Below are 23,327 nucleotides of genomic sequence, written 5' to 3' on the forward strand. Positions count from 1 at the left end.
TGTATGCTAATAATAAACAAAATTTAGTAAAAGATTAAAGGAACAGAATGTCATTAAATTACAATGAAATTGATGTACTACTTAAGGAACTTCCTCTAAAAAATTCATTTTTAAGGAAAATAAAACAACCCAATTATAAAACTCTAGTTTTAGAGTTTTATAATAAGGAGATAAATGAAAAAAACTTCAATATATTAATCTCATTGAATCCAAAAACCACCAGAATACACAGAACAAGTAAAAAATTTGACAATATTAAACCTCCTTTAAGATTTTTTGAATTTTTAAAATCAAAAATTCAAAATGGCAAATTATTTGAAGCTTGTCAAATAAACAATGAAAGAATAATCTCTATTAAGGTGGTAAAAGGCGAAATAATGACATTTATCTTCATAAAATTATGGCCAGCCTCTCCTAACATAATCGTAACAGACACAAACTTTAAAATTCTTGATACATTTTACAGAAGACCAAAATCAAGAGAGACTACAGGAGAAACTTTTGCAAAAATAAAAGAGATTATTGGAAACAATGGCACCACTCAAAAAGGAGAGGTCAAACTAAAGGATGGCTATCACAATCAATCTTCTTACTCTGAATTTATCGAAAATTATTATGATGAATTAGAAACAAAAGAGACTGAAAAATTCAATGCAGCACTACTCAGAAAAAAATATGAGAAAGAAAAAATAAATTTAGAAAAAAGAATACAATCTTTGGAAACACAAATAAACTCTATTAAAGTAATTGAATCTAGAAAAGAAAAAGGTGAGGCGATCCTAGCGAACATTAACAAAATCAAGAAAGGAATGGATAAAATTATTGTCAAAAACAACAATGGAAAAGAAATTACAATAGAATTAGACAAAAGATTACTACCTAAAGATAATGCTCTTAAATACTTTAAAGAATACAAAAGAAGTAAAAATTCTTTAAATCTCGTGGGAGAACAATTAAAAAGTGCAAGAGAACAATATGATGAATTAATATCAAGGAAAACCTGCTTAGATGAAAAAGGCTTGATTTGCTCAGAAGGAGGGATTAAGAAGCAAACCCCATCAAAAAGGCCTCCTATTGGTGTTCATTTCATCTCTTTCGGATTTGAAATCGTTGTAGGAAGAAATGCAAAAGAAAATGACGATCTCTTAAGGGATTGGGCAAAGGGTAACGACTATTGGTTGCACACAAGAGGTTATCCTGGTGCCTATGTTTTCATTAGAAATAAAAAAGACAAAACTCCTCCTCTTGAAGTTTTGCTCGATGCTGGTAATTTATGCGTTTTTTACACAAAAGCTGCAAGAAAATCGGGGCAAGCTGATCTTTATTACACCAATGTTAAGAATTTAAGAAGGGTCAAGGGAGGAAAAAAGGGACTTGTAATACCCAATAAAGAAAAAAATTTAAGTATTAAGCTAGATCTTGGAATACTCAATAAATTTAAAAATAAAAATTAAACTGTACTTTATTTCAACTCAAATTCAAAATAAAACAGCAAGTGATTAAAAATCTTGTTATTGGAGCCTAAAAAGCATAGAATTTAAATAGTGGAGGGACAACCAAATGATAAAAAAATTAACAAAAATAGTAGCAACAATATCTGACCTTAGATGCGACCCGGAACACATAAAAGATTTATATGAAGCAGGAGTTAACGTAATAAGGCTTAATACTGCTCATCAATCTCATGAAGATGCTCTGAAAGTAATTAACAATGTTAGACAAGTTTCAAATAAAATAGCACTAATGATTGACACAAAAGGACCAGAAGTTAGAACGGCAAATATTGACACCCCTATTTCCGTTAAAATGGGAGACAGGATAATAGTCTCAGCATCGCCTGTTAACAACCCTAACTCATTTCAAACTAATTACGACAACTTTGTTAATGAGGTTCCAAATGGCTCTAGGATTCTTATCGACGACGGCGAGCTTGAAATGATTGTCATTGAAAAACTAGCAGACAGATTGATTTGTGAGATTAAAAACGACGGACAAATTAAAAATAAAAAATCAATAAATACGCCAGGAGTTCCGCTTAAGTTAAAATCTGTAACTGAAAAGGATAAAGGTTTTATTGAGCTTGCGGCAAAACAAAATATTGATTTTATTGCTCATTCATTTGTAAGACATGAAAAGGATATTCAAGACGTTAAAGATATATTAAATACAGCTGGGAATCCTGATGTAAAAATCATTTCCAAGGTTGAAAATCAAGAAGGAATTGACAATATTGAAGAGATTGTAAAGGCTTCCTATGGAATCATGGTAGCAAGAGGAGACATGGGAGTTGAAATACCTGCTGAAGATGTTCCCTTGGCACAAATTAAAATAACTCAAGCTTGCATCAAGTATGGAGTTCCAGTGATTACTGCAACACAAATGCTTCACTCAATGATTGAAAATCCAAGACCCACAAGAGCGGAGGTTTCTGATGTTGCTAATGCTATCCTAAATGGTACAGATGCTATTATGCTGTCTGGTGAAACAGCTTACGGTAAATATCCAGTTGAAGCTGTTAAGATGATGACTAGGGTCGCTAGAGAGGTTGAAAAACATAGGGAAAAAACATTATTTAGGGACGAAATTTTCTGTAGCAAAAGAATAATCAGGAATTATATTATCAAATGTGCAATTGACTCAACAAAGATAATGCCCGTAAAAGCTATTATTGTTGACTCGTTGAAGGGAAGGACTGCAAGAGTAATGGCCACATATAGGGCAAGTGTTCCTTTGTTTATTACAACAAGCAATGAAAGGATTGCAAGAGAACTATCCCTTTCTTACGGCGTTTATTCCAATCTTGTTGATAATAGCTTCAAAAGAACAACTGAGTTTGTAGTGACTTCTCTTGAACTACTAAAGACACAAGGAATAGTTGAAGATTCAGACACTGTGGTCATTATATCGGGAAACCCAAACAGAGATGCAAGCAAGGGTACGGAATTTATGGAGATAAATACAGTAGAAGACGCAATTAAGGGACGAAACATATAAACAAAATAAGAAACAGTTTAGTTAATAACATTTTTTACTCAGACATCAGGCTCGACCCGGATTTACTAAACTTGCATGAAAGAAAAACTCATAAAGCACTTCTGGTCAGTTATGGGGGTTATGAGTTTTTCCTAAAAAATTCTCACTTGTTTCTGAAAGTAATAACCAAGGATACAAGAAATGTTTTTATATTCTCACAAACAAAGGAAAACTCGCAGGTTAACATTTCAACTCACAAGGCTTGGAATATATTCAAATCAAAAATCGACGTGAATTTGAACATAATAAAATCGCTGCAAAATCTTGAATTTACAAACACGGAAGACAAAATAATAGAAAACGACCACAAAATTGAGATAGTGCTAAATTTCATCAAAGACATGACAAAAGAGATAAAGATCATACCCATCATATTGGGTATGCTTAACTACAAAACCCTTAAAGCATTCTGCGAATTTTTAAATGCATTTACAAAAAAGAAGGAAAACTCTTTCCTTTTCCTTTCTCACTTTACTTCACGCTCTACAAACCAAAACAAGGCCATCAAGCTGGAATCAACCTTAAAAGAGCTCTTACTTGACGACAATATAAATTCCTCCCTTATTCTAGAACACTATAACGCACACAAGATACTGCCTGAAAACATAATTGCAATAGTAATAGCTCACAAACTCTTCCAAAAATTTGAATTCACACAAAGCGAAGCCGTAAGCAACAACAACGAACATTTAATAATAGGAAATATACTAATAAAATAGAAGTTCTAAACAAAATCTTTCAACCTTTTGCAATTTTTCTTCAAAAAAACATCAAGGCCAACCTTTGAAATACTCCTTAAAGCATCAGCAGAAACCCTAATACCAACCCTTCTCCCCAGCTCAGGGATAAAAAATTTCTTGTTAACTAAATTCACCTTAAAAGTTCTCCTAGTTTTAACACCAATATGCTGGCCCGCTCCTCCCTTTCTTTTAGCAAGACCCTTCCTCGGCACGTTATTCCCAAACAATGTACCCTTTCCTGTTATCTCACACTCTCTACCCATCCAAAACTCCTAAACCACCTGTTTCTTTTCTAGATATAAATTCATCAATTTTAAAAATAAACCCAAACTATCCGTCACGCCCTTAATTATACTACCAAAGTTTAAATTATTTCCATATGTTTTTACAAGATCAACATCAAGCTCCTTCCAGTTATAAATCAATTCCCTTTCCGAAGAAGGCTTAACATAATCTTCTAAACAATCCCTCAACCTCTGCTCCATAGAATAAATTATTGAATAATACTCACTTAATAATACAAAAGCCTTTTTATTAATATCTGCAACTATACTTATTAACAACTTCTCCGACGACTTATCTCCAACAGAAGCTCTGTGCAAGAGAGCCTTAATTCTGTTACCATAGTTTCCATGCTCACCAAGGTTGTTATCAAAATCAACAAGACTTGAGTAAGTATTAACTAAAGAGTGCATGTCATTAGACATATTCCTTGAAATTTCAATATCTTTCCACTGCCCCTTAATGATGAGAATATTGACGATATCATTAAGTTCTTTTTTAACAAAATTGATCACATAAGTTTTCAAATAGCCCAACAATTCATAATAAACATATCCGGGAGTGCTAACAATTTTAGATGCAATCTTAGCGTTCATCTTTTCATTGTAATTATCCAAATGCAAAATCGTACCCGCAGGAAACAACTTTTCAGCCAAAATCCTAGATTTACTATTTTTTTGTAAAACCTTAATCTTTTCTATTTCATTTGAAACGTGCTTTGAAAGATCATTGAAAAATGCTTTAGCCATAGGCCTTGGCTTCTTTCCATTAGATATAGGAAAATAATCGGGATCCCCACTAACATACCTTACAAGATACAAAATTTCCTTACTTTTATTTATTTCAATAATTGAAGACATTGTCTTAAGCCAAACGCTCGGTTTGAGAGGAAAACTTTCCTTATCTCCATATACCCCTGAAAGAATATCATATAGATTTTTCCAAACGGAGGAATCTACAATGGAGTATATACTCTCCAAGAAATCCTTAATCTCATCAAGAATCGAACCACAGCCAACCGCACTAAATCTAGGCCTATAGACAAAATCATCCTCCGGAAACAAACTATCAAAATTTTTAATAAGTGAATGGTACGGGTATAAAACTAAATCAAAAAAGACATACAAAGCCCCACAAGTCTCATCTATTAACCTAATTTGCTCCTGAGTTACGTTCTTAAATAGGTATTCTAAATTATTATTCAAATTTTTGGGTACATCAGCCGTAAAATTAGTAATATCACTTGCTGAAAAAGAGCAAATATAATCCAAAGCCTTCCTCTGGTTTTCAACCAGATAATGCTCAACAACGAAATGAATTATTTTGTTTGAATTTCTATACCTTTGTACAAAAAGCCTTAAAGGAGCAAAAGTTCTGTAAAGATTATAGACAAATTTAGCAAACTGAGGCAAAGCTTGTATTTTTGAAGCATTAAAAAAGTTGCCTACCTTATCCAGATTATTCTTCAGCTCTCTAATCCTTCTATGCCTCAACTGTTCAGGAGTGAGCTCTTTATTAAAAATAGAAAATAAAAAATCAAATAAACCCAAACTTACCAATCTCCCCGCTAAAACCGGACACAGAACCAAATATCTTTTTAATCACTAGTGCTACCAAAATTATACATAATTTATTGTAAAATAAAAGGAGATATAGTAAATAATTTTTATGTACGTGAAGACCCCGTTTTTAATCACAGCTTTTACTTTAATACTTGGCTGTTCGAAATACGATAATGTGGTCCTGCTAACCGATAGCAAAATTGTTCCGTTTTATGTATCCCAATTCAATATAGAAAACAAAGCGAATTTTATAGTTAAATACAAGGAACACATTAATAAGCAAATAATTAACAAAGAAAATGCTCAAGTAGTAATATCAAAAACCATAGACAATGTCGATATAATTAAAAATTTTAAAAACATTCAAAAATATTATTATCCAGATTATCCAGTATTAAATAAGATATCTGAAGAGTTCACCCACAGAATTATTCCATTGGGTTTTAACATTCCAATCCTAATACATAAAAACGAATACAACATAAAACAGTACATTGATATGCAGGATATTAAAACAATGTACAAACTCTTTCAAAGGGAAAAAAAATTCTTCGTTTCTCCTTACATTTCTGAAAATCTTTTCTATATGATATCTAAAATAAACGAAGTAAACTTTCATTTCCTAAGTAATAATCTGGAATATGATGAAAAAAAGGTGCTAAACATAACGGACTACTTTAAATCATTTCTGGATGTAAATGAACTTAAACTACAGAAAGAATTTGCAGAGAAATACCAATATCTGAAATTAGAAAATATACTACTTGAAAAGAATACACTTTTAATAGCAAGCCTAACTGATTTAGAATATTACAAAGGGTTAAATAAAGATATCAGAAACAAAATTAATTTTTCGTACTTAACAAACCAAAACAAAAAATCAACAATATCCAACGTAAGCTTTATGGGAGTTAGGGAACTATCACAATCCATAGAAAGATTTATCATCTGGATACTAGATAAAGAAAGACAAAAAAAACTAATTGAGCTTAAAAACAGGAATAAATTCAATGAACATTTCGGCTTTGTAGATGGTTTTACACCCTATAAAAGCTTAAATTTACAATTAAATTTCAAAAAAGAAATTCCTCCTTTTATCTTCGATGAAAATTACATAGATCAAACTTCATATATACCCAACAAAAAACAGACAGAAAAGGAAAACAAAATAGTTAATGAATTGTTCTTATCATCAATAATTAAAACCTAAATTGAAATTAAGATTCCCTATAGTTAAATCGTATTAAATAGGATATAACAATTAGTAAAAGAAAAATAACAAGAATAAAGGGCACGTAAATGTTAGCAAATATTTGAATAAAGACAGCCATTAGAACAAACAATAAATAATTCGCAAAAATTGAAATAATAACTGAAAACATAGCTATCATTAAGCATACTAGAGATGTTACAAGTTTAGAGCCTAACTTAAAACTTACCCTAGAAGACACAGCAATAAATAATATCCCCCATAAAACCAGTAAAACAGGGTTTGCTAACAATAAAAGACTGAAAGAAAAAACACTTACTAATCTTAAGTTTAGCGCCTCAACTTGACTAAAAGCACTTAAAAGCCCCTGGACAGTCAAAAACATGTTACTACTAGAATTCGAAAATAAATGTAAATTATTAACATCTTTAGTAATGCTAATAATACCAAGACCGCTTAAATCAAAGTCCCCAGATGATACAATAATTTTAGTAGCAGTAACACTGCTGTGCTCATTATCTTTGTCCAATACGTTTTGATAAATCTCATTACCTCGAAGAGTGGCAAATGGAACTTTAATGTGCAATACAACATTACCCGATCTGTTAAACCTAATCAGTTCAAAATTCTTAACCATTTTTACATAAGAGATTTCATTCACAATCTTTTGCATATAAATATAATCATAAGTTTGACTCCCAAAGTTAGACTGAAACAGCAACACATCATTTATCCCATGATGTTCATAATATTTTTCAATCTCATCGAAGAAAAGGTACTCATTTCTAAGTTTTTCTAAAGATTTATTCTTATATCCTAAAATTTCATTATCGTTTGGGAATAATCTATGTAGCCGCAAGAATCCATAATAGGCAGCTTTAAATTTTTCTGTGTTAAAATACAAAAAATTTCTCTGTTTCTCTTCTAAAACCAAATGTCCTTTTTCACTCTCAATGTTCTTACTCTCATTAATAGCCTTAAAAGTTAAATCTAGAAGAGCGGAAAGATCATCATCCCCAGTAGAGGCAAATCCTATATAAGCAAAATAATTAGCCGTAGGATAATCACCCCTACTAATAAGCTCACTAACAATATCCTGAAAATCTTTTTTAGCAAGTCTCTTAATCAAATATGTCTTAATAGTGTTTTTAACTTTTTCCAGATCAATATCGTAAGTAGGCATTCTATCATACTCTGATTTCACTAAGTAATAATTAGTAGAAAGTTCATCATTATCAAAATCAATAAGCCTCATTTTGTTATAAATCCTAATTAAATCCTCAAGATATTTTTTTTTCCTCTTCATAGCCTCTATTAAATCATTCGCACCCACAAACCTGCTTGACGACAAATTCATGTCTATACTCTTCACTTTGTTTGCGATCTCATTTGCCTGGTTTTCCAAAAGATTATATCTCTCATAACTATATCTATATTCACTCATTTGAATAAGGGCATAAGGCAGAATAAAATTAAAAATAAGAGAAGCAACAATTCCTATTATGAAAAACAAAAGTACAAATGGGTAAAATCTTTTAAGCAAATACCCTCTATACTCTTTCAAATAACGCCTTATTTCATAACTACTTAAAAAAATAAAGTAAGCACAAACAAAAAAAATAAAAAACCCATTAAAATAACGATGAACACTCAAAACAGTGTCGAAGAATGTGGCTGCTAATTTATACTTCTCTAAATAATCTGATCCCCAAAAATAGGTGTAACAAAAAATTAAACAAATAAACAAGAATAAATAAATAACAAAATTGCTTACAAAAGCATACAACTCTCTTTTCATAAACTCTACAAATTACTATCACCCTCACTAACCTTAATACAATCGGAAATAAACCCGAATAGATAAACAGAAAAGAAGGTCAGGATACAAAAAACAAAAGGAACATAATCAGATACTAAACTCCTTCCCAAAATTGAGTCAAAATCATTGGGAAACTCAACCGCATAAAGATTATAAACTTTAAAAAATAACATGACAAAGACAGGATAAAGAAAAAGAGAAAAACCACTTGAAAATATAAGGCTGAAAATATAAGAAAATGAAAATAAAAGCAAACCAAACCCAAAGATGTTCAATACCAAAGCAACATGCCCCAAAGATAGAAAAAAATTATTTAAGGTCTCCAAATCATTAAAAACATAGCTAATCAGATCACTATATGTTCTCTGTACCCAAAATTTACCTTTTTCAGAATAAATAATATTGGCTCTAGGAAAGTCTGGACTATATGAAAATCCACTACCCCCCCCACTATCATCTTTATGCTCTACCTTTAAAAACCCCTTAAAGCCAAACGATTTGACATCATTACTGTATAAAACTAATTTATCATCGAAGAAATGCACTATCCCATCCCTAATAACCCTGTCACTCTTTTGACTAAGACCTACGAATACAGTATGAAAGTTATAAGACGCCTGAAATCCAAAATAAGACAACGCCAATATGAAAACAAAAGTGAAGAAACGCAAATTCCTAGATATCCTTAAAACATCTACACTGAAGGGATAAGAAATTCTTATAAAGGTACAAACTAAAGCCAAAGGAAAGGCATAAAGGTAAGCATCATGATAAAGTTCGTAATCAAAAATAGAAAAATTTACATATAGAAATTTATACCTCAAATAAAACGTACAAAGAAAGACAAATGACAAGACAAAAAACACAAAAACAAATCTACAAGACAACAAAAAAACGAATCTTAAAACATCGAACATAACATAATCCCTAGTCGAAAACAAATGTTTTAAGACTTTTCAATAGACAAAACATCTTTAATTTTCTGTTTAGCTTCTTCAAAACTAATTTGTAAGGCCAAACTAATTTCATGCTCCAAAATCAGCTCAAAATCATTTAAAATTCTCTTCTCATAGAAAGGCAACTCTTTCTGAACAGACTTTGTGTACAAAAATTTGTACAATCTAGCAGTGTTTAATATGTCACTTTGCTTATAAAAATCATGACTACCATCTTTTATCTTCTTCTGATCTATCTGTCCTTCAAAATCCTTTATAACATCAAAGACTTCCTCTATCTTTTCCCTACTAACTAAAGCTCTAATCCCAAGATCACTAGCCCTATCGACCGGAACCATGAAAGTCATCTCATTGAATGGGAAGTATATCTCGTAGTAATCAATGAGCTCACCATTAAACTCCTTATTTTGAATATTCTTTATCTTACCCACCCCCTGCATCGGATAAACGATAGCCTGATCTAATACAAACGACACTTTTTCCCTCGTATAATAAAATTTTACTAATGTTTAAATCAAAAGAAACTATGACTATAAGAATACACTTAAATTGGTCCTAATACCAAATTTATTGGCATGAAACAAACCCTCAAGATAGTCACCACCGCAAAAGCTTATTATCACACTAGGAGTAAGCTTATTGATATTTGCAAAAAACATCTCCTTATTCCTCTTGACAGCCCTCAAATCATAGTAACCTATAAAACTAATCTCTTTATGCGACTCTTTCAGCCTTAAAAAATTCCTCTTAGAAACTACTTTGTCCTCGTCGATAATATAGCATGTTTTATATGTATTTTCTAGTATATTCATCAGGACAAGCAAAATTGAATTTGAATCATAACAACCAATATCAACCTTTTTAAAAACCCTGCAAAGAATTCTCAGTAACCTGGAATTTGAAAAAACAAGTGAAGAAGCCTTAACAAGATTTCTAAATTCTTTAAAGATCAAAAATTTCAACAAGGCCTTAAAATCAACAAAAATCACCATTGAATGGTATGGATGAGATAAAAGGTACTCAAATCGACTCGATAACTTATCCCAATTCCTGAATACATCTATTGGAACTCCACAAAAATAAACCCTGTCCGGTTTTGAATATATATCTTTTAGATTAGCCACCATTTCCCTCTAATAACAATTTAAAACAAATAAGTGAATAAACAACAGCCGTATCTGCTCTTAAAGTTGGAGTATTAAACCTTACAAATTTAAAATCCAAATTCTTAAACAGGTTAATTTCCGACATTGAAAAACAACCCTCTGGCCCCACCAAAATCCCAATTTTATTCGAAATACCTAAACCATCCCCACAACTTAATACAATACCTTCTTGGTGAGCAACGTAATAATCAACAGCAGATGAATAAGGAACACTAAAAAAATTTTTATAAAAGTTAATACTAGGAGCATTTGCATTACCACTCTGTTTTAAAGCCTCGTCAACTATTCTTGAAAACCTTGAACTTTTAAACTTCAAATTATTAACATCTATTCTAGAAACAGAATTATCGGCATTAACAATGTTTATCTGATCTACTCCAATCTCAACAATCTGCCTTAAACAAAAATCCAATTTTCTACTCTTAAGATTAGATATAAACATGCTTATTTGGAAATCTCTCTTCTTTATCTTCTCTGCACCAATAGTAGAAAGCCTGATAAGCTTATCATCTATGCTTAAAATCCTAGCAAATCTTACACCTTCTCCCTTCAGCAAAACATTCAATGTATCCCCTACCCTAACCCGTCTCACATCAACAAGATGATGATAAATCTTAATATCGTTAATAACGATATCATTTCCAAATAAACAGTCATTCCCTAAGACTATTTGCTTCACAGATTAATTGTTAGTTTCCTTAATAAGATATTCATAAGAGGCTCTTAGAACCTTATCATAATGCAGATTATAAACTAGAGCTTCCCGATTTGTATCTTGATAAAACTTGTTAAGCACATATTGACCCAAGAAATCCTTGTCCACATTATAATTCTCGTGTTGTTTAACAAGATTATCAATAAAATCATCTATTTCAGCTTCGGTAATAGCCTTCCTATCCTTCAAAAAGTGACCTATTAAATCCTTATCAAAAATCTCCTTATACAACGCAACTTCTTCCCCAGAAAAATCCTTCGAAACGATCTCCAAATCAGGTTTAATGCCAATATTATGAATACTTTGTCCAGACGGAGTATAATACTTCGAGTTAGTAATCTTAAATCCTCCAGTATGGAAAGGAATCACATTCTGTATTACTCCTTTACCATAAGACTTCTCACCCACAACATAAGCTCTTTGATGATCTTTTAAGGCCCCTACTAAAACTTCGGACGCCGATGCTGAATGCTTATCTATCAAAGCAACAATCTTCATGTCCAAAGGCACTAAATATTCAGGGCTAGCCTTATATTCGAAGGGAGTTTTAGCATCTCTTGCTTTTGTTGATACAATGGTTCCCTCAACCAAAATATCATCGGCTATCTTTATAGCGTCCTTAAGAAAGCCCCCCGTATTAAGCCTTAAGTCTAGTATCAAAGACTTTATGTCGTGAGATTTAAGTTTTTCTAAAGCTTTCCTGAAGTAATTGCCAGTATTTGGATTAAAACTTACTATCCTAATATACCCAACATCCTTACCAATAATATCACTCTTGACAGTCTGTATATCCAACTTTTCCCTTACAAGTTCAAATTCTAGTTTTAAATCTTTACCTCTCAGGATAGAAACCTTAACCTTTGTGCCCTCTTGCCCCCTTAAAAGCTCAACAACTTGTTCCACCGTCATTAAAGAAGCACTCTTATCATCAACCGCAGTGATGTAATCACCCGACCTTATTCCAGCCCTATACGCAGGTCCCTCCTCAAAAGGAGTAAGAATCTTGACATAAGAAAGACCAGGATCAAGATTATCCCCGCCCTTGGAAGCATCCTTTTTGGTAATAGTAACCCCAATACCAACATAATTGCCCTCTGTAGTCTTTGATATTTCTTCTAAATCCTTCCTAGTTAAGTATTGAGAATAAGGATCACCCAAAGCCTGAAACATACCCTTTAAAGCCCCTTCAAAAACAGCCTCATCATCAACAGGTTCAACATAATTTCTTTTAATAAAATCAAAAGCTTCTGTCATCATATGACCATAATTTGACGCAGATAATTTCCCTCTAGAAGAATCTGCTTGTGCGAAGATAGATTCTACAATGACTAAAGAGCTGATACTGAGAGCTAACAAAAAGTATACAAACACCAAAAATTTATTTTTCATCCAATTAATTCCTACACAAATAAAACTTGATTTTACCTTCATGATATAATACTTTAAGATTATGTTAAAGACAAATACATTGAAAATAAAAATTACAGGCTTCGTTGTTGCTCTGCAAGCTTTTGAAAGCTTACTAGTACTAGCAGAGCTTTATGGGGTTATTAACAAAATAGTATTTGTAAACAACTCCTCTATTAAATTCATGCTGTCCTTCATCATATTCTCTCCAGAATTATGCCTGGCTTTGCTGACAATAAACTATCTGTTATACGAAAAATTCAGAATCATTCACCACTTGATTATCACAACAAAAATTTTTCAAATAGTAATGGGAGCTGTGTTGTTTGTATTAGGCTACAGCTTTCGTTTATACGTATATCAAATATCACTTTTCCACCTATTAGGAATAATAATAATTTACGCTACATTTAACTCAGTGATTCTAGTTTTAATAAAAATAAGGGATAGGATGGCGGGGTGAGAGCTTGTTTGTTATTCCTGTAGCAAGTGGAAAGGGGGGTGTGGGGAAATCTCTTTTTTCGACTAACGTAGCGATTTGTCTTGCTAATGAGTCAAAAAAGGTACTGCTTGTTGATCTTGACCTTGGGGGTTCCAATCTGCACTCTATGTTAAATATCATCCCCAGGAGAGGTATTGGCACTTTCCTCAAGACAAGGATTCCCTTCAAGGATATAATAACCGAATCCGGAGTTAAAAATCTAAGTTTTATTGCAGGGGATTCTGACATTCCGGAGCTTGCAAATATAGCTACCTTTCAGAAGAGAAGAATAATTAACAACTTGAAATCTCTCGCTTATGACTATTTAATCATTGATCTTGGGGCTGGTACAACATTTAATACAATAGACTTCTTTTTAATGTCAAATCGTGGTGTCATAGTGACAATACCAACAGTAACAGCAACAATGAATGCCTATTTATTCTTAAAAAATACAATCTTTAGGCTTATATCAAAAGTATTCACAAAGGAAACAGAAGGGTACAAAATAATCTCTGAAGTAAAAAAGGATTCTAATGACTTACAAAAGATATATATTCCAAACTTGCTACTTAAAATAGAAAATTGTGATCCTGAAAATTATGAGAAGCTTATGTCAATCTTTTCAAGATTTAGTCCTTTTATCGTTTTTAATATGCTAAATACACCTGATGACATCAAAAAAACAGAAAAAATATTAAAATCCGCAAAAAATTATCTGAACATAAATTTACAAAGCATAGGCTCGATTTATAAGGATGAGATTATTGATAAAGCACTAAACCATAAAATACCCATAACGATCTACAAACCCACCAGTTTAACTTCTAAGAGTATTAAAAAAATAGCAAGCAAATTGATTGAGCTTGAGACCCTAGTAAACGATGCGGAACTCTTAAGTGAGGAAGACATGTATGAAAGTCATGACTTTGTATTAAAGGAAGCACAAGATGAATACTTGGAAAAATCTGAATATCTTGAATCATTGCTATTAGATAAAACAGTAGACAATAATGAAATTATTGATATAATAAAATCCCAGCAAAGAGAGATTGCGACATTGAGGAAACAAAACATGATGCTTAAGAAGAAGTTATTTAGGCAATTAAGAGAAGATTAAGGAGAAAAAATGCCCAATTACATAAATTATCCCAGTTGGTTGCATCCCGAAGTAATTAAAGGCATTCCAATCACATGGTATAGTCTTTCCTACATAGTAATAATTATGATTTGCTATAAATTCATTTGGTACCAAATAAAATCTGACGGAATTGATATTAAGAGAAGTGATTATGAAACAGTGATGTTCTCGCTCGTCATGGGAGCAATAATCGGCGGTAGGCTGGCTTCTACCTTAATTTATGATAAAAGTGGAATCTACTACACACACCCTTGGTTAATTTTTTTGCCATTTGACAAGCACTGGAACTTCACAGGCTTTAGAGGTATGGCGATACACGGAGGATTTTTTGGAGTGATCATTGCACTGTTGATAACGATTAATACCAAGCTTAAGAACACAAATGTGAGAAAATACTTTATAAAGATAACGGACTACGGGGCAATAGCTTTCTCCTCGGGATACATACTAGGACGGCTTGCTAATTTTGCCAATGCAGAGCTTTATGGAAGGCCAACGAGAGGAGGAGTAATATTCCCAAACGCAGAACCCTTCAGCACAAGTTACAAGGGGGTCAAAGAATTTGCAGAATCAGTTGGACTTGAGCTGTCACCTCATGATTTGTTTGTTAATCTACCAAGGATTCCATCACAACTCATAGAGGGGTTTTTTGAAGGACCTGTGGCATTCTTATTATTGTGGTTTGTTTTCAGGAAAATAAAAAAGTATGATGGATTTATTTTTGGAATATACATCATCCTTTATGGTTTCTTTAGATTCTTAATTGAATACTTAAGGGAACCAGATAGGGAAATAGGGTTTGTCTTCACCTATAGAACACCTGAAAGCCTGCTAGATTTCTCATTTTTAAACATATCAATGGGACAGGTATTCTCACTAATCTTAATTTTATCAGGATTGATTTGGCTCTCATGGGCTAGGAAACGGGCAGAAAAATTAAATAAATAAATCACAAAAACATAGATTTATCACAAAATCACTATAAGTTTATTTAAAGATGAAGAGTGAGTATCCGAATGCAATCGCGATATCTGGGGAAGAAATTAGTGACGAGGAGATTGCAAGTCTTAAGGCTATTTTCAACTTATTGCGCGTATCACTGTCCAGGAAGGACATTTCCAGGGAATTTATTAAACAAAATGATATTAAGTTCGCTATTATCTACAACAATAAAGCTCCAATAGAATTTTCAATCAACATAGCGAATGACTTACAAAGTATTAACAAAGTCTATTCCATTATAATAAATGGTGGATCTGTAGAAAAAACAAATTATAAATTCAACCATATAGAAATATTAAACGATATAAACGAACTAAGTCTTAATCAAAATCTCATATATCAAAAAAAGCTTTTTCATGACAATGAAAATGCAAACCTTGATTTTTTCTTAAACTTATCTGAACTTATTAAAGAAATCGTAATAATTACAAACATTGAAAATGATATTATCTACATCAATGAAAAAGGTAGCAAAGAACTTGAACTTCCAATAAAGATTGGAGGCAAAACAAATAAAATAAATGATATAAACATAATAGATTTAGAAAAAGAAAACAAAATAGACTTAAGGTATAGTGTAGACGATATCCCTGAGCTCAAAAATATATTAATAACTGACTGCCTTTTAATTGCAAAACACAATAGAAGGTTAATTGTAGATCTATTTATTAGCACAATTGGTCAAAATAACATTGATAAATTAATAACAATAAAAGATATATCTAATCTAAAACCCAAAAATTATGCTAGGAATCTTGAAATTATTGACACCCAAACAACCCAAACAGATTTATATAACATCAAAGAGCTTGAACATCTTTTAATAAATCAAATTGAATCCTCCCACAAGAATACGTATTTGTTTGACCTAGACCTACACATAAACACAGAATATGAATATAAAGAAAACAGGTCAAGTATGGACTTAAAGATACTTAAAAAAATCACCTCTAGAATAATGTCATTCTACTCAGAATACATATTTCAAGTGAAGGATAATAATTTAATAGTCATTGTTTCCACAAGTGGTGGAGAGAGAAGAATAATTGCAATTGCAGAAGAAATCAAAAAGACGATCTCCAATGAACTTAAAAAGCAAGGATTTATACTGTTTAAATTTAATATGGGGATAATAAAGACTAATTTGCAAGAAGACATAAAGACAACAATTTCGAAATTAAAAATAGCAACTAAAATATCTGCCGAATATAAAGATTCTATCCCTATTTTGTACAAAGATGATCTCCCAGAAACAATACTTATTAAAAACCAAAATAAAATCTTTGAATATATAGTAAAAGCAATAAAAAATGATTTTTTTACTCTCTACTATCAGAAAATAACTCCACTTAAAAAGAACTTAAAACCCAAAATCGAAATACTAACAAGACTTTTTAACCACACGGGCACCCCTATTCCGAATGCCACAGTATTTAATTTAATAGAAAAGTACAATCTAACTGTTGAAGTGGATCAACTAGTCGTTAATAAAGCACTAAGAGAATATACAAATTTTGTGGCAAAAAATGGCATACATATTTTCTCAATTAACATTTCACCACAATCACTTAAATCCAAAAATTTTAGAATGTTTTTAAGAGAAACACTTCTTACGAGTCACGTTCCACTTCAAAACATATGCTTAGAGATAACAGAAACCGGTATTTTAGAGAATTTTGAATTAGTCAATAATTATTTTAAAGAACTTAAAAGCTTTGGTATTAAACTAGCACTTGATGACTTTGGAAGCGGCCACACTTCGCTTTCATACATTAAAATATTACCCATAGATATAATAAAAATAGATGGTTCTTTTATTAAAGTAATAAACTCCAGCCAAACAGATCTTGTGATAATAAAATCAATCAAGGAAATTGCTGATACAAAAAGGATAAAAATAATAGCTGAGTTTGTGTCAAACGAAGAAATACTTAAAAAAATCAATGAAATTGGAATAGACTACGGACAGGGGTTCCTATGGCACATACCAGAGCCAATGTAGCATGAAAGCCAAGTCTAGACCCCACCAACCTAAGGCCTAAACTTAAAACCCAATCAAAATAGTTTGAATATCTAATTCATCGATACTACAGTCTTTCCAAGACTACTGATTATGAAATTCACAGTAGATAGTATATTCCTGGTATCTGCGTCATTCTCATCAATGGAAATATCAACTCTACCGTCTGTAATATCAAGTCCTTTAAAAGTCTTTACAAAATCCCTAGCAGGATCATTCTTAACCCCATGCAAATTCATGTCTATAATTTTCTTAAGATCTGAACTTACTCCCACAAAAATATGAGAACTTTGATCACTCCCAACAATATCAATATTTGTCTCCGCCACATATGCATTCTCGTAAGAATAAACAGTTACATTAGCGTCAGAACTTGAGCCTACCTCTCTGAGCTCATTACCATCCCCTGCAAAATACATAACTTTAACCGCCTGTCCTATACTTAATCGTTCCCCACCAGTAGCAGATACTCCCATTGCATGCAATACATGACCTAAAGTATGATCATCTATAGATCCTAAAGGCTCAATATGAACATGACCCCCCTCCTCACTTCTTTCCGTTGTATCCCTAGACTCACAACCCACCAAAAGCAAGACAAACACAGCCATCGATAAAACAGCTTTTAAAAAATTACCTCTGTACATAAATACTCTCCTATGCTATACCATTATCTTTAAAAGGTAATGATAAATCAATTGCTTTATATAAATTTTATGAATCATTAAACTGTTATAATGAACAAATAAGGAGGAACTTTAATGAGAAAACAAAACCCTTGGCTTTCTTTAAACGAAGAAGAAAAAAGTAGAATTTTAGAATTTTCAGAACAATATAAAAATTTTTTAAGCACCATCAAAACTGAAAGAGAGGCTGTCCGTTATGCTGCACAAAAGGCTGAGGAGAAGGGTTTCACCTGTTCATGTGAAACTAAAGAATTGAAAGCCGGAGACAAAATTTATTACACATGCCGAGGAAAAAATATTGCAATTGTTTTCGTTGGTAAAGAACCCATTGAAAATGGAATGCATTTCATTGTATCTCATACAGACTCACCAAGACTTGATGCAAAGCCATCACCAATTAAAGAAGAGAATGAGTTCGCATTAATTAAAACAAATTACTACGGAGGAATTAAAAAGTATCAATGGTTATCTATCCCTCTATCAATACGGGGAGTAGTCTTTTTGAAAAACGAAGACAAAATAGAGATTAACATAGGGGACGACAAGAATGATCCCGTATTTGTAATTCCTGATATATTGCCACATCTTGACAAAAAAATACAAAGAGACAAAAAATCTGAAGAAATTATTGAAGGTGAAAATTTAAAAATAATAATTGGAAGCCTACCTATTGAAACTAAAGAGAAAGAAAAAGTAAAGCTTGCTATTCTTGATTTAATAAATAAAAAATATAAAATCGAAGAAGAAGATTTTGTCTCAGCAGAAATAGAAATAGTGCCAGCAGGTCCTGCTAGAGATGTGGGGTTTGACAGGGCATTGATTGGTGGATATGGTCAAGACGACAGGGTTTGTGTCTACACCTCACTAGAAGCTATTTTAAACCTAGAAGAGACTCCAAACAAAACTGCTGTATGCTTCTTGGTTGACAAGGAAGAAATTGGGTCAACCGGATCCACTGGCTTAAATTCAAGGTACCTTGAATTCTTTGTCTCAGACATCTTATTCAAACTTGAAAGTGCCAGGTATGGCGATCTCTTGGTTCAGAAGGCCTTGTGGAACTCAAAAAGCATATCCGCTGACGTTTGTGGTGCAATTAATCCCCTATTTCATTCTGTACATGATGAACAAAACGCACCCAAGATAGGATATGGAATACCTATCATGAAATATACGGGACATGGGGGGAAGTACATGGCAAGCGACGCCGATGCTGAGCTTGTCTTTTATATCAGAAATTTACTAAACAAAAATAACATAGCTTGGCAGGTGGCTACTCTGGGTAAAGTAGATGAAGGGGGAGGTGGTACTGTTGCAAAGTTCCTGTCTCATTATGGCATAAGAACAATAGATATGGGGCCTGGCGTGATCAGCATGCACTCACCATTTGAAATAACTTCTAAATTTGATGTGTACACCTCTTATATGGCATATAAGGCATTTTTTCAAGGATAAAGAAATATGAATGAAAATGCAATAAAAACATCAGAACATATCGTAGAGTGTTTCGGAGGTATTGTAAACATTAAAGAAATAGACAAAGATGTTACTAGGATAAAAATACTAGTTGACAGCAACTCCCTAATTAAGAGAGAAAATTTAACAGAGGATCAAAATATAATAGGAACAATTAAATCAAATGAATTTACAGAGGTCGTGATGAATTTTGAAATAATTGAAGATGTCTATAATAATATTTTGTACATGATGAATAATCACATAAATTAAAGGACCCCTATTGGGTCCTTTCCTCAATATTTAAAATTCTTTATATACTCAATAACGGCCTCAGGGCTTATTTCCTTATTTAAGATCCTATAAACAACGCCCGCTAAACCTTGAGAACCTAAGTCATGCTCTAAAAGCAAAGATACTTCCTTAGCAGCAGTTACCCCCTCTGGAAGATAGCCAATCTTATGTATATTGCCTATTAAATCATCTATGCCTACAAAACCATTTAAAATATTTTTGCTCACAATTTCACGTCCAAATCGCCTATTTCTCCCAAAAATGCTTCGGCAAGTAACATCCAAATCTCCAGAGCCTGCTATGAATAAAAATGTATCCCTATTGCAATCACCAACCTTAAATGCAATGTTTTTCATATCATTTAAAGAAACCGAAAATAAAAAAGACTCTGTGTTATTTCCTATCAAATTTGGATTCCTATCTTTATACTCATCCAAAATGCCAAATGCAATCGCAAATACATTTTTCAGAGCCGCTGCTAGTTGAACGCCTAAAACATCACCACTATAAAACACAGAAACGGAAGTGCCATTAAATAAATTTATAAATGCAGAAACATGCTCACTGCTCTTTCCAGTAGCCACAAGTCCAGTAATTATGCCAACCCCAACTTCCTCGGCATGGCTTGGCCCTGCAATATAAACAATCTTGTCCCTATATTCACCCAAAATATTCTCTGCTACCTCTAAAATAGGACGAGGCTTTCCATCAACAGTTATCAGCCCCTTAGTAAGTATTGCCAAATTAGGCTTCCTATCCGTAATAATATTCCTTAAACTTTTAAAGATTCCCAAAGTATGAAGAGAAGGAGTTGCAATAAAAACATAGTCAGACCTGGCCACAGTATCACTTAAATCAGAAGTTGCAATTAAATTATCCGGTAATTTAATTCCCTCCAGATATTTAATGTTTTCATGTTCATTATTAATATCATCCCTAACAGATTCCTCAAAAGACCACAATAAGACATTGTCTTCTTCCTTATCTGCTAACACCTTAGCAACAGCCGTACCCCAAGCCCCTGCCCCAATTATCGCTATTTTCACACATATACCCCCAAATTATCAAATTAATTCATATCTCACCCTACCCTCTAAGTAGATCCTAATTCTATCATTTTTCTTTATTTTTTTTAAAACCATTTCATTAATTATAAAACTTCCTATCTCCTTGATTACAATCTTCCTTACGCTTCTGATCCCAAAGCCACTTCCATATGTTTTGCTCTTAAGATAGCCGAAAATATCTTCTTCAAAAAAAACATCAATCTCCTTATCCTTTAATATCCTAATAAAGTTATTAATCTCTTCCTTAATAACCTTTTCAAAGCCAATCTCATCTACGGGTCTGAAGAAAAAAATATGATCAACCAAATCCAAAAACTGAGAAGAAAATCTCTTCTCTAGCAAGCCCCTTCCACTCGTTGTCTCATTTTTAAATCCAATACTGCTAAATTCCCTGCTCTCCACATTAATATCTATTATTATTATGCTATCCGACAAACTAAAACTTCTGCCAAAACTGTCATAGAATTTACCCGTGTTAAATCCTTTTAAAAAAAAATCTGTGACTCTTTTATGAGCTTTATCAAAATCTGATAGAAAAATAATCGAACTTGAAGGTTTACTCAAAAATTTAAAAAACTTAGTAGGCTCATCATAAGAATCAGAAGCATATATGGGACCTATTAATCTATTAATAGCATCAAAATCACCGTACTCACTCATCTCTAAAGTAAACTTAGCAAGTTTAAGTTCTTCTGATAAAATATGGAAAAGTTTGTCTTTATCAAGATCCGAAGGGCTCATAAAAACAAAAATCCCAAGGGTGTTGCTTTCAAAGAGGAATTTAACCTTTAAAAGCTTTATGTTTAGTATCAGATCAGATAAAACATTTTCATCAATTGTTATATTCTCCCTTATTTTGTGTTCCAGCCCTGCAAGTAAACTATCATCATGTTCATCCAAACTAAAAATACTTGAGCCAACCATAGATTTAACAAAATCTTTAACATCATCTTCTGTTATTTTTCTATTGTTATTCTCAAACTTAAATTTGGCTCCAAGTTCATCCAGCAAGTCAAAAGCCTTGTCAGGAAGAAATCTGTCCTTAATATATTTACAAGACATGGAAATGAAGGCTCGTATTGCCCCATCTGTATACTCTACATTGTGATGTTTTTCATACTGCCCCTTGGCTCCTTTTAACATAAGATAAGTATCTTCAAATCCCGGCTCCTTAAGTTCTATGCTATGAAACCTTCTTACTAACGCCTTATCTCTTAAGAAGAACTTTTTGTATTCATATTCCGTAGTAGCACCTATAAACTTAACTTTCCCTAAAGTCAAAATGGGTTTTAACAAATTTGAAACATCTATGCTACTAAAAGATGTAGAACCAGCTCCAACGATCATATGAACTTCATCTATGAAGAGAATTACCTTTTTTTTAAAATACAAAAAATCTAGCACTTTATTTACTCTATTTTCAAGATCTCCCCTGTATCTAGTACCAGACATAAGGTTACCAATGCCAAGCGAATATACCTCATACCCAATTAATCCCTGAGGCACCTCACCTACTTTTATCATATAGGCAAGCCCTTGAATTAATATTGACTTCCCAACGCCAGGTTCTCCAAGCAAAATTGGGTTACTTTTATGCTTACGCAACATTACTTGAATCAACTTGTTCAATTCTTTAGTTCGACCTATTAAAGGATTTTGATCTAAATTTGGATCTAAACTATCAATGACATTTATTAGAAAGTCCTCCACAGAACTACTGTCACCCGATAGATCATTATTGTTTTCCAACTTAAAACACCCTTCCTCAAAAATATCAAAACCACCATTTTTATCTACCTCTTTATTAACAACATGAGTAGGGCCTGTTCCTTTGTTGTCAACTAATCCTAAATCCAAATCTGGACCCAAGTATTCATAAACTTCAATCATCTTGTCAAAGATAGCCAAATTAAAGCCCGACTTTAGTAGAGCATCTAAAATTGTATTTTGTCTCTTCCTAATTAATACCCATAATAAATCTTTTTCTTGTATCTTATAGGTTTTTTTATAGTAAAAAATAGTGGCAATTATTTCCTGATATAAATCATCTATTTTGAAAGCATATTCTGAAATATTAGATTCCCTGGAGGGAAGTTTATTAAAAAATTCCTCTAGTATTTTATCAAGACTGTAAAAATCAAGAGTGCATAACTCAAGAAGCTCTTTAATCTTATTGTCATTAATCAAACTATGAAAAATATGTTCTTCTGTAAAGACACCATGTTTCCGCTCCATAAAAAACAGAAATGACCTAAAAAACAAATTATTTAAAGCTCTCCTGTTGTACACGAAAC

Annotated in this window: 21 protein-coding genes; 10 read left to right on the forward strand and 11 right to left on the reverse strand. The window is 32.4% G+C overall.

What is annotated here, in order from left to right:
- The first annotated feature begins 47 nt into the window (after positions 1 to 47).
- The 3 genes from QYZ68_RS01750 (at position 48) to amrB (ending at position 3,752) form a co-directional block, all read left to right on the forward strand.
- Positions 48 to 1,454, forward strand: coding sequence for an NFACT RNA binding domain-containing protein (locus QYZ68_RS01750; RefSeq protein WP_301383870.1), 1,407 nt, complete (start codon positions 48 to 50; stop codon positions 1,452 to 1,454).
- A gap of 106 nt (positions 1,455 to 1,560) precedes the next feature.
- Entirely contained in the window at positions 1,561 to 2,994 is a 1,434-nt protein-coding gene (gene pyk / locus QYZ68_RS01755; RefSeq protein WP_301383871.1) for a pyruvate kinase, read from the forward strand.
- 71 nt (positions 2,995 to 3,065) lie between these two features.
- Positions 3,066 to 3,752 carry an AmmeMemoRadiSam system protein B gene (gene amrB / locus QYZ68_RS01760; RefSeq protein ID WP_301383872.1) on the forward strand — a complete coding sequence of 229 codons (687 nt, stop codon included), beginning with the start codon at positions 3,066 to 3,068 and terminating at the stop codon, positions 3,750 to 3,752.
- 5 nt (positions 3,753 to 3,757) lie between these two features.
- Here amrB and rpmB read toward each other — a convergent pair whose 3' ends face one another.
- Entirely contained in the window at positions 3,758 to 4,036 is a 279-nt protein-coding gene (rpmB, locus tag QYZ68_RS01765; RefSeq protein WP_301383873.1) for a 50S ribosomal protein L28, read from the reverse strand.
- A 9-nt stretch (positions 4,037 to 4,045) separates the two neighbouring features.
- Positions 4,046 to 5,614: a hypothetical protein gene (locus tag QYZ68_RS01770; protein ID WP_301384416.1), complete on the reverse strand. Its 1,569-nt coding sequence runs from the start codon at positions 5,612 to 5,614 to the stop codon at positions 4,046 to 4,048.
- 109 nt (positions 5,615 to 5,723) lie between these two features.
- Here QYZ68_RS01770 and QYZ68_RS01775 point away from each other — a divergent pair, with 109 nt between their 5' ends.
- Positions 5,724 to 6,827 (forward strand): hypothetical protein, encoded by a 1,104-nt coding sequence (locus QYZ68_RS01775; RefSeq protein WP_301383874.1) that lies wholly within the window; start codon positions 5,724 to 5,726, stop codon positions 6,825 to 6,827.
- 7 nt (positions 6,828 to 6,834) lie between these two features.
- Here the strand turns inward: QYZ68_RS01775 and QYZ68_RS01780 are convergent, their stop codons facing one another.
- Genes QYZ68_RS01780 through QYZ68_RS01805 form a run of 6 tightly spaced genes read right to left on the reverse strand, consistent with a single transcriptional unit; the run spans position 6,835 to position 12,872 of the window.
- Complete coding sequence (locus QYZ68_RS01780) at positions 6,835 to 8,625, reverse strand: hypothetical protein (protein WP_301383875.1); 1,791 nt, start codon at positions 8,623 to 8,625, stop codon at positions 6,835 to 6,837.
- 5 nt (positions 8,626 to 8,630) lie between these two features.
- Positions 8,631 to 9,563: a hypothetical protein gene (locus tag QYZ68_RS01785; RefSeq protein WP_301383876.1), complete on the reverse strand. Its 933-nt coding sequence runs from the start codon at positions 9,561 to 9,563 to the stop codon at positions 8,631 to 8,633.
- 29 nt (positions 9,564 to 9,592) lie between these two features.
- Positions 9,593 to 10,078, reverse strand: coding sequence for a CarD family transcriptional regulator (locus QYZ68_RS01790; RefSeq protein ID WP_301383877.1), 486 nt, complete (start codon positions 10,076 to 10,078; stop codon positions 9,593 to 9,595).
- Positions 10,079 to 10,132: 54 nt separating this feature from the next.
- On the reverse strand, positions 10,133 to 10,726 hold the full coding sequence (locus tag QYZ68_RS01795; RefSeq protein WP_301384418.1) for a hypothetical protein: 594 nt from the start codon (positions 10,724 to 10,726) through the stop codon (positions 10,133 to 10,135).
- Positions 10,719 to 11,447 (reverse strand): 16S rRNA (uracil(1498)-N(3))-methyltransferase, encoded by a 729-nt coding sequence (locus tag QYZ68_RS01800; RefSeq protein ID WP_301383878.1) that lies wholly within the window; start codon positions 11,445 to 11,447, stop codon positions 10,719 to 10,721. The genes QYZ68_RS01795 and QYZ68_RS01800 overlap by 8 nt, the downstream gene beginning before the upstream one ends.
- A 3-nt stretch (positions 11,448 to 11,450) precedes the next feature.
- Positions 11,451 to 12,872: a S41 family peptidase gene (locus tag QYZ68_RS01805; protein WP_301383879.1), complete on the reverse strand. Its 1,422-nt coding sequence runs from the start codon at positions 12,870 to 12,872 to the stop codon at positions 11,451 to 11,453.
- A gap of 61 nt (positions 12,873 to 12,933) precedes the next feature.
- Here QYZ68_RS01805 and QYZ68_RS01810 point away from each other — a divergent pair, with 61 nt between their 5' ends.
- Genes QYZ68_RS01810 through QYZ68_RS01825 form a run of 4 tightly spaced genes read left to right on the forward strand, consistent with a single transcriptional unit; the run spans position 12,934 to position 17,516 of the window.
- Positions 12,934 to 13,353, forward strand: coding sequence for a hypothetical protein (locus tag QYZ68_RS01810; RefSeq protein ID WP_301383880.1), 420 nt, complete (start codon positions 12,934 to 12,936; stop codon positions 13,351 to 13,353).
- 4 nt (positions 13,354 to 13,357) lie between these two features.
- Positions 13,358 to 14,491 carry a P-loop NTPase gene (locus tag QYZ68_RS01815; protein WP_301383881.1) on the forward strand — a complete coding sequence of 378 codons (1,134 nt, stop codon included), beginning with the start codon at positions 13,358 to 13,360 and terminating at the stop codon, positions 14,489 to 14,491.
- Positions 14,492 to 14,500: 9 nt separating this feature from the next.
- A complete protein-coding gene (lgt, locus tag QYZ68_RS01820) occupies positions 14,501 to 15,460 on the forward strand; it encodes a prolipoprotein diacylglyceryl transferase (RefSeq protein WP_301383882.1) in 960 nt (319 codons plus the stop codon).
- 49 nt (positions 15,461 to 15,509) lie between these two features.
- Positions 15,510 to 17,516 carry an EAL domain-containing protein gene (locus QYZ68_RS01825; RefSeq protein ID WP_301383883.1) on the forward strand — a complete coding sequence of 669 codons (2,007 nt, stop codon included), beginning with the start codon at positions 15,510 to 15,512 and terminating at the stop codon, positions 17,514 to 17,516.
- Positions 17,517 to 17,587: 71 nt separating this feature from the next.
- On the opposite strand, the gene QYZ68_RS01830 is transcribed toward QYZ68_RS01825, so the two are convergent.
- The gene (locus tag QYZ68_RS01830) at positions 17,588 to 18,181 is read right to left on the reverse strand and encodes an LA7/P22 family lipoprotein (protein ID WP_301383884.1); all 594 of its coding nucleotides are present in this window, start codon (positions 18,179 to 18,181) and stop codon (positions 17,588 to 17,590) included.
- Positions 18,182 to 18,295: 114 nt separating this feature from the next.
- Here QYZ68_RS01830 and QYZ68_RS01835 point away from each other — a divergent pair, with 114 nt between their 5' ends.
- Positions 18,296 to 19,672: an aminopeptidase gene (locus tag QYZ68_RS01835; protein ID WP_301383885.1), complete on the forward strand. Its 1,377-nt coding sequence runs from the start codon at positions 18,296 to 18,298 to the stop codon at positions 19,670 to 19,672.
- A 6-nt stretch (positions 19,673 to 19,678) separates the two neighbouring features.
- A complete protein-coding gene (locus QYZ68_RS01840; protein ID WP_301383886.1) occupies positions 19,679 to 19,945 on the forward strand; it encodes a PTS transporter subunit EIIB in 267 nt (88 codons plus the stop codon).
- A gap of 23 nt (positions 19,946 to 19,968) precedes the next feature.
- Here QYZ68_RS01840 and QYZ68_RS01845 read toward each other — a convergent pair whose 3' ends face one another.
- Positions 19,969 to 21,012, reverse strand: a complete 1,044-nt coding sequence (locus QYZ68_RS01845; RefSeq protein WP_301383887.1) for an NAD(P)H-dependent glycerol-3-phosphate dehydrogenase — start codon at positions 21,010 to 21,012, stop codon at positions 19,969 to 19,971.
- An 18-nt stretch (positions 21,013 to 21,030) separates the two neighbouring features.
- Entirely contained in the window at positions 21,031 to 23,322 is a 2,292-nt protein-coding gene (locus QYZ68_RS01850) for an AAA family ATPase (protein WP_301383888.1), read from the reverse strand.
- Positions 23,323 to 23,327 lie beyond the last annotated feature (5 nt).

This window comes from Borrelia sp. P9F1 (genome assembly GCF_030436115.1).
Lineage (GTDB): Bacteria > Spirochaetota > Spirochaetia > Borreliales > Borreliaceae > Borrelia.

What these genes read in the sequence shown, in the direction of transcription:
- QYZ68_RS01785 (WP_301383876.1), bottom strand. Translation starts at nt 9,563, where the DNA reads ATGTTCGATGTTTTAAGATTCGTTTTTTTGTTGTCTTGTAGATTTGTT.
- QYZ68_RS01835 (WP_301383885.1), top strand. Translation starts at nt 18,296, where the DNA reads ATGAGAAAACAAAACCCTTGGCTTTCTTTAAACGAAGAAGAAAAAAGT.
- QYZ68_RS01750 (WP_301383870.1), top strand. Translation starts at nt 48, where the DNA reads ATGTCATTAAATTACAATGAAATTGATGTACTACTTAAGGAACTTCCT.
- pyk (WP_301383871.1), top strand. Translation starts at nt 1,561, where the DNA reads ATGATAAAAAAATTAACAAAAATAGTAGCAACAATATCTGACCTTAGA.
- rpmB (WP_301383873.1), bottom strand. Translation starts at nt 4,036, where the DNA reads ATGGGTAGAGAGTGTGAGATAACAGGAAAGGGTACATTGTTTGGGAAT.
- QYZ68_RS01780 (WP_301383875.1), bottom strand. Translation starts at nt 8,625, where the DNA reads ATGAAAAGAGAGTTGTATGCTTTTGTAAGCAATTTTGTTATTTATTTA.
- QYZ68_RS01825 (WP_301383883.1), top strand. Translation starts at nt 15,510, where the DNA reads ATGAAGAGTGAGTATCCGAATGCAATCGCGATATCTGGGGAAGAAATT.
- QYZ68_RS01810 (WP_301383880.1), top strand. Translation starts at nt 12,934, where the DNA reads ATGTTAAAGACAAATACATTGAAAATAAAAATTACAGGCTTCGTTGTT.
- lgt (WP_301383882.1), top strand. Translation starts at nt 14,501, where the DNA reads ATGCCCAATTACATAAATTATCCCAGTTGGTTGCATCCCGAAGTAATT.
- QYZ68_RS01775 (WP_301383874.1), top strand. Translation starts at nt 5,724, where the DNA reads ATGTACGTGAAGACCCCGTTTTTAATCACAGCTTTTACTTTAATACTT.
- QYZ68_RS01805 (WP_301383879.1), bottom strand. Translation starts at nt 12,872, where the DNA reads ATGAAAAATAAATTTTTGGTGTTTGTATACTTTTTGTTAGCTCTCAGT.
- QYZ68_RS01840 (WP_301383886.1), top strand. Translation starts at nt 19,679, where the DNA reads ATGAATGAAAATGCAATAAAAACATCAGAACATATCGTAGAGTGTTTC.
- QYZ68_RS01830 (WP_301383884.1), bottom strand. Translation starts at nt 18,181, where the DNA reads ATGTACAGAGGTAATTTTTTAAAAGCTGTTTTATCGATGGCTGTGTTT.